At 44.9% G+C, this 12,878-nt stretch carries 11 protein-coding genes; 7 read left to right on the top strand and 4 right to left on the bottom strand.

Annotation, left to right across the window (positions count from 1 at the left end):
* Positions 1 to 33: 33 nt before the first annotated feature.
* Positions 34 to 1,056 carry a substrate-binding domain-containing protein gene (locus tag FKN93_RS05200; RefSeq protein WP_072669632.1) on the bottom strand — a complete coding sequence of 341 codons (1,023 nt, stop codon included), beginning with the start codon at positions 1,054 to 1,056 and terminating at the stop codon, positions 34 to 36.
* A 336-nt stretch (positions 1,057 to 1,392) separates the two neighbouring features.
* On the opposite strand from FKN93_RS05200, the gene FKN93_RS05195 reads away from it, so the two are divergent.
* The 4 genes from FKN93_RS05195 (at position 1,393) to arsJ (ending at position 4,590) form a co-directional block, all read left to right on the top strand.
* Positions 1,393 to 1,734, top strand: a complete 342-nt coding sequence (locus FKN93_RS05195) for a metalloregulator ArsR/SmtB family transcription factor (protein ID WP_161425230.1) — start codon at positions 1,393 to 1,395, stop codon at positions 1,732 to 1,734.
* Positions 1,735 to 1,802: 68 nt separating this feature from the next.
* On the top strand, positions 1,803 to 2,804 hold the full coding sequence (locus tag FKN93_RS05190) for an ArsJ-associated glyceraldehyde-3-phosphate dehydrogenase (protein ID WP_158138584.1): 1,002 nt from the start codon (positions 1,803 to 1,805) through the stop codon (positions 2,802 to 2,804).
* A gap of 10 nt (positions 2,805 to 2,814) precedes the next feature.
* Positions 2,815 to 3,309 carry a cyclin-dependent kinase inhibitor 3 family protein gene (locus tag FKN93_RS05185; RefSeq protein WP_154167841.1) on the top strand — a complete coding sequence of 165 codons (495 nt, stop codon included), beginning with the start codon at positions 2,815 to 2,817 and terminating at the stop codon, positions 3,307 to 3,309.
* A 54-nt stretch (positions 3,310 to 3,363) separates the two neighbouring features.
* Complete coding sequence (gene arsJ, locus FKN93_RS05180) at positions 3,364 to 4,590, top strand: organoarsenical effux MFS transporter ArsJ (RefSeq protein WP_170904622.1); 1,227 nt, start codon at positions 3,364 to 3,366, stop codon at positions 4,588 to 4,590.
* Between the two features lie 138 nt (positions 4,591 to 4,728).
* On the opposite strand, the gene FKN93_RS05175 is transcribed toward arsJ, so the two are convergent.
* Positions 4,729 to 5,625, bottom strand: a complete 897-nt coding sequence (locus FKN93_RS05175) for a 1-aminocyclopropane-1-carboxylate deaminase/D-cysteine desulfhydrase (RefSeq protein ID WP_170904621.1) — start codon at positions 5,623 to 5,625, stop codon at positions 4,729 to 4,731.
* Between the two features lie 505 nt (positions 5,626 to 6,130).
* Between FKN93_RS05175 and FKN93_RS05170 the strand changes: the two genes are divergently transcribed.
* The 3 genes from FKN93_RS05170 (at position 6,131) to fabV (ending at position 10,552) form a co-directional block, all read left to right on the top strand.
* Positions 6,131 to 6,757, top strand: coding sequence for a TetR/AcrR family transcriptional regulator (locus tag FKN93_RS05170; RefSeq protein ID WP_004395030.1), 627 nt, complete (start codon positions 6,131 to 6,133; stop codon positions 6,755 to 6,757).
* Positions 6,758 to 6,818: 61 nt separating this feature from the next.
* Positions 6,819 to 9,101, top strand: a complete 2,283-nt coding sequence (locus FKN93_RS05165; protein WP_170904620.1) for an acyl-CoA dehydrogenase — start codon at positions 6,819 to 6,821, stop codon at positions 9,099 to 9,101.
* A 248-nt stretch (positions 9,102 to 9,349) separates the two neighbouring features.
* Entirely contained in the window at positions 9,350 to 10,552 is a 1,203-nt protein-coding gene (gene fabV / locus FKN93_RS05160) for an enoyl-ACP reductase FabV (RefSeq protein ID WP_170904619.1), read from the top strand.
* Positions 10,553 to 10,653: 101 nt separating this feature from the next.
* On the opposite strand, the gene FKN93_RS05155 is transcribed toward fabV, so the two are convergent.
* Positions 10,654 to 12,336 (bottom strand): aspartate:alanine antiporter, encoded by a 1,683-nt coding sequence (locus tag FKN93_RS05155; RefSeq protein WP_004395033.1) that lies wholly within the window; start codon positions 12,334 to 12,336, stop codon positions 10,654 to 10,656.
* A 179-nt stretch (positions 12,337 to 12,515) separates the two neighbouring features.
* Positions 12,516 to 12,782: a GrxA family glutaredoxin gene (locus FKN93_RS05150; RefSeq protein ID WP_004395034.1), complete on the bottom strand. Its 267-nt coding sequence runs from the start codon at positions 12,780 to 12,782 to the stop codon at positions 12,516 to 12,518.
* Positions 12,783 to 12,878 lie beyond the last annotated feature (96 nt).

Below are 12,878 nucleotides of genomic sequence, written 5' to 3'. Positions count from 1 at the left end.
GTTAATGCCTCTCTTACTGAATTATTACTTTATTTATAAAGTCTTACGGTTGCGAATGTCGTTTGAAACTTGCGCGCGCTCAGCGTCATCCATTGGGATTAGGCCAGCTTCTTCTAATGGGCTACCCATGCCACCAATCTGCTCGTTGACGAAGAATTGAGCGTATTCAAGTAGGCCAGGGACAACACCAACGTGGGCATTTTTGATATAGAAGAATAAAGGACGAGAAACCGGATATTCACCCGTTGAAATGGTCTCTAAACTAGGAGTGACACCATCGACCGTTGCCACTTTTAGGCGGTCACGGTTTTGGTCATAGAAGCTGAGGCCAAAAACACCTAATGCGTTACGCTGTGCATCGAGACGAGCCAGTGTTTCTGTATAGTCACCAGCGACTTCCACCACGCGTCCATCGGTACGAATCGCGTTACAGAAGTTTTCTTTGGCTTTGCTATCCATGGCTTTGACTTCAGCAAACGTTGCACAACCCGGGTGGACAACTTTTTCTTCATACACTTCACGGGTGCCGTGGTTAGATCCAGGGATCACTAATAAGATATCTTGATCCGGTAGTGAAGGATCAATCTGTTTCCAGTTGGTGTAAGGGTTATTAACCATTTTACCGTTTTGAGGAATTTGCGCTGCGCCTGCTTTAAATACATGTTCAGGTTTTAGTGCAAAACTGCCACTGTCGGTGCGTGAAGCAAAGACAATACCGTCGTAACCGATTTTCACTTCGATGACTTCATTCACGCCGTTGGCTTTACAGTTTGCAAGCTCATTAGGACGGATAGCACGAGAAGAGTTAGCAATATCAATGGTGTTGACACCAACGCCTTGACAAAACTGGCGAAGGCCGCCGCCCGAACCACCTGATCCAACAATCGGTGTATTAAATTGAGCAAAAGTTTGCCCAAACTCTTCAGCAACGATTGATGAAAATGGCAGCACAGTTGATGAGCCAGCAATTTGGATAGTTTCACGAGCCATTGCAGGTGCTGAGATAGCCGTGGCGATGGTTGAGGCAAGCAATAGCGCGTTGCGTCCAAACTTCATAGTATTTCCCTCGTTCATTCACATTGTTAACCGCTATGGCATCATGCCTTCAAATTGCGGTTGTGTTTGGTTTAACTAAAACGGATTTTGGGTGGTTTGTATGACAGTAAAATGGAAGTTATATGACAATCATGTGACAGAGGGGAGCGGTGGGGGTGTGGCATAACCCGGTTTCTCGGTCAGTCAGCGCAGATTAGCACTGGGGGATGACGCTCTGATGACATCAACAAGATGATCTTTTTGAATATGAAAATTTCATGACAACGGCTGGATTACCATTGACAGCGATTAGAACGCAGTTAAGATATGCGAATATCCATATAAGGTAATAGACTTATGCTACCTCATCAATTTTTTAAACTGTTGGCTGATGAAACCCGAGTGCGTTGTTTATTAATGATCGCTCGTGAACAGAACCTCTGCGTTGCGGAGTTAACCGCGGCATTAGAAGAGAGCCAACCCAAAATATCGCGCCATCTTGCTTTATTAAGGGCGAGTGGCGTTGTCGTCGATGCCCGTCAAGGTCAGTGGGTATTTTATCACTTATCTGATCAGCTACCTGGCTGGATGAGAAAACAGATCCAAGGCTTAGTCGACTCTCAGTGTTTACGAACTGAATATCAGCTTGATATTGCGCGATTGGCGGCGATGAAATCTCGGCCAACATGTTGTGCTTAATTATTCCGTGTGACTTGAAGGGCTTTCAAGTCACACGGATGAACGGATCATTATTAAGGAAATAAATCATGACGATTAAAGTAGGAATTAACGGATTTGGCCGAATTGGCCGCTTGGCATTGCGCGCGGCTTATGATTGGCCAGAGCTGGAATTTGTGCAGATCAATGATGTAGCTGGCGATGCGGCAACGTTGGCACACTTATTGGAGTTTGACTCTGTGCAAGGTCGTTGGCATCACCCTGTCTTGGCAGATGGCGACAGCATCATGATTGGTCAACATAAGATTCAAACCTCTCAACAAAAAGCCATTGATGCCGTAGATTGGTCAGGTTGTGATGTGGTGATTGAAGCGACGGGTAAACATCGTAAAACGGAGTTACTTAATCTGTATCTTGCTCAAGGTGTTAAGCGAGTCGTCGTTTCCGCTCCAGTAAAAGAGCCGGGTGTAGCGAACATCGTCGTCGGTGTTAACGATCATATTTTTAACCCAGATCAACACCGAATTGTTACGGCGGCATCGTGCACGACCAACTGCATTGCACCGATTGTTAAAGTGATCCATGAAAAATTAGGCATCGAGCAATCCTCATTTACGACCATTCACGATTTAACCAATACGCAAACCATTTTAGATGCGCCGCATAAAGATCTGCGCCGTGCTCGTGCGTGTGGGATGAGCCTTATCCCAACAACGACTGGTTCGGCAACCGCGATTGTCGAAATATTCCCTGATCTGAAAGACAAAATTAATGGTCATGCGGTACGAGTACCACTGGCTAATGCGTCACTGACCGATATTATTTTTGATGTTAAACGTGATACCACCGCTGATGAGGTTAATGCTTTGCTTAAAGCGGCATCAGAGAATGAACTGCAAGGTATTTTAGGCTTTGAAACACGTCCATTGGTATCGATTGACTATAAAGGCGATCAGCGTTCAACGATTGTTGATGCGCTATCAACCATGGTAGTGGGTAAACGTATGGTGAAAATTTACGCTTGGTACGATAACGAAATGGGCTACGCAACGCGTACCGCTGAACTGGTGCGTAACGTTGGCTCAGTATAAGGAAAAGACAATGACACATCCAACTTGGGAACTGCCGATTACCGATCAAGCGGGGCTGATCCTCACGCCTTGTCCGGGCACAAAACAAACGGCGCTGACCGAAAGTATCGCACAATTAAAGGCGCAAGGAGTCACGGTTGTGGTGACCGCGCTGAGCCAACAAGAGATGCAAGAACATGGCGTTGGCCAATTGCCAGAAGAGGTAGAGAAAGCCGGGCTACTTTGGTTACATGCCCCAATCGCTGATGATTGTGCACCGGATGAAGCGTTCCATGTTCGCTGGCAACACATTGCGCCTTTAGTACATAAAGCCTTAGGTCATGGTGATAAAGTGGCGTTGCACTGTATGGGGGGCTCGGGTCGTACGGGATTATTAGCCGCTCATGTTTTGCTTGAGAAGGGCTGGCCACTGGAAACGATCATTGCCAAGGTGCAGGCTTTGCGTCCAGGTGCTTTCACTAAAGCGGATCAGGTCGATTATATTCATCAGTTTGTCGGTCAATAACCCCCTAGTAAGAGCTGCATTGATGCAGCTCTTTTTCAAAAAGAGTGATCATCCATGTTGTCCCAATTCAATCATAATGTTCGTCAATATATGCTGGTGACGTTCAATTACTGGAATTTTACCATTACCGATGGCGCATTGCGCATGTTGGTGGTGCTGTATTTTTATGATTTAGGTTATTCGACGTTAGCGATCGCTTCGTTATTTTTGTTTTATGAATTTTTTGGCGTGGTGACCAACTTAATTGGTGGCTGGCTTGGTGCAAGGCTTGGCTTAAATCGCACCATGAATATTGGATTAGGGATGCAAATCGTCGCTTTATTAATGTTAGCCGTACCTGCCGCGTGGTTGACGATCCCGTCAGTGATGGCAGCACAAGCGCTCTCTGGTATTGCCAAAGATCTCAATAAAATGAGCGCAAAAAGTGCCATTAAAACGTTGCTGCCAGATGATGCACAAGGGGCGTTATATAAATGGATAGCTATTCTGACTGGGTCAAAAAATGCGTTGAAAGGCGCTGGTTTTTTCCTTGGTGGTGTCTTGCTCTCGCTGATCGGTTTTCAATATGCAGTGCTGGCGATGGCTGGCGTATTATTGGCCGTCTTTGTTGGCAGCATCGTTAGTCTACAAGCCGATATTGGCAAAGCCAAAAATAAACCCAAATTTTCAGAAATTTTTTCCAAATCACGTAGCGTGAATATTTTATCGGCGGCGCGGATGTTCTTATTCGGAGCCCGTGATGTCTGGTTTGTGATCGCTTTACCGATTTATCTTGGTAGTGTATTTGGCTGGGATCACAGTGCCGTGGGTGGATTTTTAGCCTTGTGGGTCATTGGCTATGGTGTTATCCAAGGGTTTGCGCCGAAAATCACCGGTAGTGCTTCTGGTCAAGTGCCGGATGGACGTTCCGCCATGGGGTGGGCCGCCTTATTGGCTTTAGTGACCGGAGTGATTGCTTACAGTATTCACGTTCAATGGCATCCGCAAATGGTCATCATCGGTGGATTATTACTGTTTGGTGCGATTTTCGCGGTTAACTCATCCTTGCATTCTTATTTAATTGTCAGTTATGCCAAGGGAGATGGCGTGTCATTGGATGTTGGTTTTTACTACATGGCCAATGCGATGGGGCGCTTGATTGGCACCATTTTATCTGGTTGGGTATTTCAAGAGTGGGGATTAGCCGCGTGCTTGTGGGTTTCTTTTGCTTTCTTGTTACTGACCACCTTGATTTCGATCGGGTTACCGAAAGCCAAACCACAGGATAGATTAGCGACCTAAATTGAGGGGCATGAGCTTGTCCGTTGAGGCTGCAGTTAGATGGGTAACCGTTGGTATGCTACCCCATCAAACTGCAGCTTCTACTTTTTTGCTTTCACAGTATCTCTGTCGGCGGCAGACGTTTTCTCGTTCTATCCTTTATTCCCCACACAAACGCTGATAACGAGGCAACATACTTTCATTACCTAACAACCCGCCTTGGTGAATATAGATCAATGAACATGGTTGCTGATTAGGTAGCCAATCAAGTAAACAGCGCCACATCAATGGGTCGTACAGCAAATCAAACTCAACATGAGTTTGCTCATAGAGCTGCTGCCAAATTTGATAATCCTCGCGATATAAATGGCCAAAGTGATGTTTACGCGAAGGTTCGATAATCGTTGGATAAAGGGTATCTGCGAGTTGTTGCCACTGTTGGCGTAAATAGTCCGCACCACCGACACAAGGGCAAGTAATCACTTGGATATCATGAGGTTGCAGTGCCTTTTGTAGGTAGAGCGAGGTCGCTCCGGTGCCTGATGGCAAAGCGATAATCCAGTGCTGTTTTGGCTGCTGTTGAATCCATTCAAGTAATTCAAGTGCTAACTGTTTGACGCCATATTCTGCTAAAGGTGATCGACCACCTTCTTCAATAAATAGACAATCTTGATCCGGTTTACGTTGTTGAACGATGTAATCATAGGGATGTGAGATAGCTGGATCTTCAGTGCTGATAACTTGCGCACCCAGTTCGAGCGCGGCCCGATAGTTACCGATTGGCCGTTGTTGCAGCCACTTAGGGATCCGATGAACATAATATTCTAATTTCCAACCACGAATCGCTGCGAGTCCTGCCAGTGAATACAAAGAATTGGCTTGCACGGATCCATAGCTAATTAAAGTGGTGATCGCCGGCGCTTCCAATTCGAGTAGACCAAGAAATTTACGCGCTTTATTGCCGCAAAATTGTGGATGCAATTTATCATCACGTTTTAAATAGAAATCCACACCTTGAAAGCGATGCTGGGTGATTGGGCTATGAGAGAGCTTCATGAATTCATGGGGTATTAACAAGTCAGCAGAGCATTATACGCTTTCTTAGCCATTAGCGGTATGAGGTGCAAAAAAAAGCCCAGAACAAAATGAACTGGGCGGATACAAACATAGGAGTTAATAAGGAAAAAGCAGCATTTACCTTGCCACTTGAAGCATCGACGGGATTCGCTCAACCTTCAAGTCGTATCGGTATCGTGTAGTTGCCAGTGACCAAGAAAGTTCGACGGCCGTAAAACTCTGAATGCTCTACCAACTACACTAAGTCAGACTGGATGAATAACAAAGAGTTCCCAAATAATAGAAAAATGTTCAAAAAAATGGTTATTTCTTTTTGTTTTCCTTTAAGAGCCTAAGAGTGCGGGATGATGTGGATGACAGATTGATTTTATTTCGTGTCGAAAACATCTGGTCCGACCATGTTTTAAAAGTGTGATGTTAATTGCTTGTTAATCTCGTGTTTCAAAGGTATATTTCAAACAGTTGTTTGATACGGATGATTGAAATGGCCCCTAAGAGCAGTACCAAAGAAAAAATACTCGATGTAGCAGAAGGGCTATTTGCTGAGCATGGTTTTAATGATACCTCTCTTCGTACCATTACTAGTAAAGCTAACGTCAATCTGGCGTCGGTGAATTATCACTTTGGTGATAAAAAAACGCTGGTACGAGCGGTACTAAATCGTTACTTAGAAGCATTTATGCCAGCTGTTAAACAGTCATTAATGGCGTTGAATGAGCAAGAAAGTTACAGCATGGAAGAAGTCTTTGAATCGTTACGTGGTCCCTTAAAAGCGTTGAGTCAAATACGCCCAAGCGGTACCAGTCGCTTCATGCTGTTGATTGGCCGAGGTTATACCGATGTACAAGGTCATTTACGTTGGTTTATCACCACTCGTTATGACGACGTTCTCAGCTTATTTACTCAGTCAGTGATGAAGGCAAACCCCAATTTAACTCGCGAGACGCTGTTTTGGCGGCTGCATTTTACCCTTGGGACCTGTGTTTTTACCATGGCATCCAGCCAAGCTTTAGCGCAAATTGCTGAAAATGATTTTGCGGCTAAAGTTGACGCTAACTCCATGATTGACCAGATTATTCCTTATTTGGCTGCTGGAGTGGCGGCCAAATAATTGAACCAAACAAAACTATAATAAGTATAAATCTTAACCAGTGAACAAAAGGATCGGAATTATGAGCTCTCTAAGAAGAAAATGGATTAGTGACCCTGCTTTCAAACTCTTTAAGCAAGTGTTGCCTCCGCTGTCTGCAACCGAAAAAGAAGCCATGGAAGCCGGAAGTGTATGGTGGGATGGGGAGTTGTTCTCTGGTAAGCCTAACTTTACAACGCTACATCATTATCCTAAGCCAACTCTCACGGCGGAAGAGCAATCATTCATGGATAATGAGCTTGAAACGCTACTCGGTATGATTGATGACCATAAAATCATCAAACACGATCGTGACCTACCCAAAGAGGTATGGGATTATCTGCGTAAAGAGCGCTTCTTCTCATTAATTATTTCTAAAGAATATGGTGGCCGTGAATTCTCGGCATTGGCCAATTCAACCATCGTATCGCGTATTGCGACGCGCAGTATCAGTGCTGCCGTTACCGTCATGGTGCCTAACTCTCTAGGCCCTGGTGAACTGCTTTCTCATTATGGTACTCAAGAGCAGAAAGATTATTGGTTACCACGTTTAGCTGATGGTACGGATATTCCTTGTTTTGCATTAACGGGTCCAGAAGCAGGCTCCGATGCTGGCGGCATTCCTGATCAAGGTATCGTGTGCTACGGCAAGCATGAAGGTAAAGAAGTCTTAGGTATTCGTTTAACGTGGAACAAACGTTATATTACGCTTGCCCCGGTTGCTACCGTTCTTGGTTTAGCGTTTAAATTGAACGATCCGGATGGACTGCTCGCTGATAAAAAAGAGCTCGGTATTACTTGTGCCTTAATTCCAGCCAACCATACCGGTGTGGAAATTGGTGAGCGTCATGATCCGCTCGGTTTAGCGTTTATGAACGGACCAACTCGTGGTAATGATGTCTTTATTCCGATGGAATGGCTGATTGGTGGCGTGGACTATGCTGGTAAAGGCTGGCGTATGCTGGTTGAATGTCTTTCTGCTGGGCGGGGTATTTCTTTACCGGCTCTCGGTACGGCGATTGGTCACCTCACTTCTCGTACTACAGGAGCTTATGCTTATGTTCGTAAGCAGTTTGGTATGTCGATCGGTAAGTTTGAAGGCGTTGCAGAAGCGCTCGGTCGAATTGGTGGTTTGACTTACCTACTCGAAGCGACACGCACCTTGACAACAACCTCTCTCGATATGAAAGAGCGTCCAGGAATCATTACCGCGATTGCTAAATACCATATGACAGAAATGGCGCGAACTATCTTAAATGATTCCATGGATATTCATTCAGGGCGTGCAATTCAAGATGGGCCTATGAATTATCTATCGACCCATTACCTCGGTGTTCCCGTTGCGATTACGGTGGAAGGGGCCAATATCCTGACCCGTAACCTGATGATCTTTGGTCAAGGTGCGACGCGTTGTCACCCTTATGTTCTTAAAGAGATGGAAGCGGCTGCTAACCCAGATAGCGAACAAGCCGCGAAAGATTTTGATAAGTTATTGTTTAAACACATTGGTCACGCAGTCAAAAATACCTTTGGTGCTTTTGGTGCTGCTCTGACGGGTTCACGATTCATCAAAGCGGAGATGAGTGGGCCGACCCAAGGGTATTATAAAGAAATGACTCGTTTAAGCCGTGCCTTAGCGGTTAGCGCCGACTTTGCCATGTTGACTCTGGGTGGTGAGTTGAAACGTAAAGAGATGATCTCTGCGCGTTTGGGGGATGCACTGAGCTTCCTCTATATGGGGTCAGCGGTTCTAAAGCGTTACGAAGATGAAGGCCGTCAACAAGCGGATCTCGATTACGTGCACTACGCGATGCAACACTGTTTACATCATGCTGCCAAAGCCCTGAGTGATACTTATCGTAATTATCCGATTAAAGCGGTCGGTGGATTATTAAAAGGACTGATATTCCCACTAGGTAATCACTATCAAGCGCCTAGCGATACACTTACCGTCAAGATTGCCGAAAGTTTAATGACGCCGGGAGCGCATCGTGATCGCTTAACCCATTTGTGTTACATCGGCAAAGATGAAGATGATAGCGTCGGCTTAATGGAAAAAGCTTTCCTTGCTATGTATAGCGTTAAAGGATTAGAGCGACAAATGAATAAAGCGGTGAAAGAAGGTAAAGTGGCTCGTAAAGGACCTTTGACGGAGCGCCTTACTCAAGCGAAAGCGGCTGGTGTCTTGACTGAAAATGAAGTTGAAGCGATTTTAGCCGCAGACAAACTGCGTTCGAAAGCGATTCAAGTGGACCATTTCAGCCACGATTTAAGCGAAGTGCGCACTCACAACGTTAATCCACCAAAACTAAATAATGTGGCATAACTCATCCTATTCAATTTGCTAATGTCTTAAGGCCTCTTTTGAGGCCTTATTTTTTTGCTGTTAGTGGTACAGTAGCGCTGATTTTTTGTGATTGGTCTTGTCTTGCGTGTTTAAGATAGGATGTTCCTGAACCATTTAGGTTAAGAACAGCTCCAACCACTCAGTAAAAAAGTGCTTTTGGGCAGAAATAAGATGCGAAGTGGCGCTGAAACTTTTATCCTAACCGAGATTTTTGAAGGAAGTTGAATATGATCATCAAACCTAAAATTCGTGGATTCATTTGCACAACCACTCATCCAGTGGGCTGTGAAGCGAACGTAAAAGAACAAATTGCTTATACTAAAGCACAAGGCTGGATTAAGAATGCACCCAAACGTGTGTTGGTCGTTGGCTCCTCTAGTGGCTACGGCTTATCTTCACGTATTGCTGCCGCCTTTGCTGGTGGTGCTGCAACGATTGGCGTCTTTTTTGAAAAACCGGGTACGGAAAAGAAAACCGGAACCGCTGGGTTTTACAATGCGGCCGCGTTTGATAAGTTAGCTCACCAAGAAGGTTTATATGCCAAGAGCCTCAATGGTGACGCCTTTTCTGATCAAGCTAAGCAAAAAGCCATTGAGTTGATCAAACAAGACCTAGGTCAAATTGATTTAGTGGTTTATTCATTGGCCTCTCCGGTACGTAAGATGCCAGATAGCGGTGAAGTGGTTCGCTCGGCCCTGAAACCAATCGGTGAAACCTACACCGCTACTGCGGTTGATACCAATAAAGACATCATTATCGAAGCCAGCGTTGAACCTGCCACTGAACAAGAAATCAACGACACCATCACCGTGATGGGCGGTCAAGATTGGGAGTTGTGGATGCAAGCGCTCGATGATGCGGGCGTTTTAGCGGACGGTTGTAAAACCGTCGCTTATAGCTACATCGGTACTGAGCTGACTTGGCCAATTTATTGGGACGGTGCATTGGGTCGTGCGAAGATGGATTTAGATCGCGCAGCGCAAGCATTAAATGAAAAATTAGCCGCTAAGCAAGGTAGCGCTAATGTGGCCGTGTTAAAGTCGGTTGTCACTCAAGCCAGCTCGGCGATTCCTGTCATGCCGTTATACATCGCAATGGTCTTTAAGAAAATGCGTGAAGAAGGCATCCACGAAGGATGTATGGAGCAAATCTATCGTTTGTTCAGCCAGCGTTTGTATAAAAACGATGGTTCAGCACCAGAAACGGACGATCATAACCGTCTGCGTCTCGATGATTGGGAGTTGCGTGAAGATATTCAGCAGCACTGCCGTGAGTTATGGCCGCAAATCACGACTGAAAACCTAAAGACGTTAACAGACTATGAGCTTTATAAAGAAGAGTTCCTTAAGCTGTTTGGCTTTGGTGTTGAGGGTGTTGATTACGATGCCGATGTCAGTCCAGAAGTTGAGTTTGATGTGATCGATATCTAATCGATATCCGTTCTGATAGTAAAGATAGTAAAAAAGGCGCTTTATGCGCCTTTTTTGTTTAGCTTTTATTCCTTTTAACGATACTCATTGATTGAACCGTTTTAGCTGAGAATGATCAAAATGGTACCAGCAAGCGTCATCAAAATATTGGCAATCGCGTAAGTGCCTGCATAGCCAAGCGCTGGAATGGTCGATTTTGCATAATCATTGACGATATCCATCGCCGGTGCGCAGGTACGAGCGCCAATGATCGCTCCAAAAAGTAAAGCGCGATTCATTTTTAATAGGTAAGCCCCGACCAGATAAGCAAAGACCACAGGAACAACACTCACGATAAACGCTAAGCCAATCACTTGCGGACCAACTTCGGTTAAGTGTTCAAACATCCGTCCGCCAGCGCTTAAGCCGATACCCACCATAAATATCATCAGTCCTAGATCTTTGACCATGTTTAATGCACCTTGCGGGACATAACCAAAGGTTGGATGGTTGGCTCGTAAAAAACCAAGCGAGATACCGGACAAAAGCAGGCCGACGGCATTGCCTAGGCTAAAGGAGACTTGGCCAAAGGTCATGGTAATTAAGCCAAAGAGAATTCCTAAAATGAAAAAGCTACAAAAAGCCATGAGATCGGCCATCTGACTATGAATGGAGATAAAGCCGATTCGTTCGGCTAGCCCTTTAACGCGACTTTTTTCTCCACTGACCTGAAGTACATCGCCTTTCGCCAGCACAATATCGAGATCCATCGGCATTTCAATTTGTGCGCGCACCACGCGGTTCAAGAAACAGCCATATTCCGAGAGGTTTAAATCAGACAACCTTTTTCCGGCAATACTGTCACTTTTGACGACAATTTCTTCTTCAGTGATCCGTAGGTCAAGTAAATTTCTATCAAACACTTCTTTACCATTACGAAAGCTCGGATCAAGGCGCGCATGACTGTCAGGAAAACCGACTAAGGCAATTTCATCGCCTTCTTGCAAAATGGCATCACCATCAGGGTGGGCAAGAATACCATTACGACGAATACGCTCGATATAGCATCCAGTTTGACGATAGATACCAAGCTCTCGTAAATTTCTGCCATCAATCCAATTGGTTAGCTCAGGGCCAACCCGATAAGCACGAATGATCGGCAAATAGACCTTACGTTGTCCGCTGCCGCCAATTCCCCGTTCTTGAGCAATTTGTTGCGCTGAATCAGAGAGATTTTGTTTTTGTAATTTGGGTAGTAACTTCGCAAACATGATCATACTGATCAGACCAATCAGATACGCCATCGCATAGCCGACCGAGACATTTTCTAAAATCAAGGTCAGATCCATATTACGAGGAATATTGGCGAGACCAGAGTTCAGGGCATCCTGTGCGCCAACCAAGACTGGAGTCGACGTTAACGCTCCGGCCATCATCCCCGCGGCTAAGCCGTAATCGAGATTAAAAAAATGGCTGGCGGAATAGGTTAAACTGGTGGCAGTGACTAACACCACTAAACTTAAAATTAAGTAGTGTTTACCATCACGAAAGAAGATACCAAAGAAGTTTGGTCCCGCTTCAATCCCCACACAATAAATAAACAACATGAAACCAATCGTTAATGCTTCGGCATTAAACGAGAAGCCCAGATGCCCCATCACTAAAGACGTGATCAACACGCCGATGGAGTTGCCTAATTGCAAACTGCCAAAGCGAATTTTGCCAAAGGCCAAGCCAATGGCGAGGACAACGAAGATCAATAAGATGGGATTTTGTTCTAACAACAGTACGACGTCGATATTCACAATTTAGCTCAATGTTGGCATGCAAGGGGAGGATGATTAAATTGTGACGATTGTATCGTAAATAGGCAAAAAGATAAGTGAAATTTTTCAGGGCAAGGTCATTTTTTAATAAATAATCCATTAAAAAACCCGCTAAACATCAGCGGGTTGACTAAGATTAGAAATGGTGTATCGAAAGCTTATTCGTCAAATAGACCTAAATGCTCTTTTGCATAGGCTTCAAATTCAGTGCAGCCGCCAATATGCTCTTGATCAATAAAAATTTGTGGCACCGTTTCAACCGGTTTACCCACGGTTTTTTCTAGATCGGCTTTAGTAATACCTTCTTCATGAATATCAACATAGCGGTAGTTGAAGTCATCACGTTTCGCTTTTAAGGTTTCTGCGTGCTCTTTTGCACGGACACAATATGGGCAAGCCGGGCGGCCAAAAATCACTACGAACATCACTTTCTCCTCTGTTTCGTTTGCGCCACTATGCCCGATTCGAATTAGGAAATAAAGTGTCATTTACCAGTTGTTTTAATAGGTAAAATTGATTGG

The sequence above is a fragment of the Vibrio sp. A8-1 genome (assembly GCF_013048685.1).
Classification (GTDB): domain Bacteria; phylum Pseudomonadota; class Gammaproteobacteria; order Enterobacterales; family Vibrionaceae; genus Vibrio; species Vibrio metschnikovii.
Note: the sequence above shows the minus strand (reverse complement) of the source record. Positions and strands in the feature narration are given on the sequence as shown.

Coding starts and splice junctions, on each gene's coding strand:
- FKN93_RS05200 (WP_072669632.1), bottom strand. CDS start 1,056: ATGAAGTTTGGACGCAACGCGCTATTGCTTGCCTCAACCATCGCCACG.
- FKN93_RS05195 (WP_161425230.1), top strand. CDS start 1,393: ATGCTACCTCATCAATTTTTTAAACTGTTGGCTGATGAAACCCGAGTG.
- FKN93_RS05190 (WP_158138584.1), top strand. CDS start 1,803: ATGACGATTAAAGTAGGAATTAACGGATTTGGCCGAATTGGCCGCTTG.
- FKN93_RS05185 (WP_154167841.1), top strand. CDS start 2,815: ATGACACATCCAACTTGGGAACTGCCGATTACCGATCAAGCGGGGCTG.
- arsJ (WP_170904622.1), top strand. CDS start 3,364: ATGTTGTCCCAATTCAATCATAATGTTCGTCAATATATGCTGGTGACG.
- FKN93_RS05175 (WP_170904621.1), bottom strand. CDS start 5,625: ATGAAGCTCTCTCATAGCCCAATCACCCAGCATCGCTTTCAAGGTGTG.
- FKN93_RS05170 (WP_004395030.1), top strand. CDS start 6,131: ATGGCCCCTAAGAGCAGTACCAAAGAAAAAATACTCGATGTAGCAGAA.
- FKN93_RS05165 (WP_170904620.1), top strand. CDS start 6,819: ATGAGCTCTCTAAGAAGAAAATGGATTAGTGACCCTGCTTTCAAACTC.
- fabV (WP_170904619.1), top strand. CDS start 9,350: ATGATCATCAAACCTAAAATTCGTGGATTCATTTGCACAACCACTCAT.
- FKN93_RS05150 (WP_004395034.1), bottom strand. CDS start 12,782: ATGTTCGTAGTGATTTTTGGCCGCCCGGCTTGCCCATATTGTGTCCGT.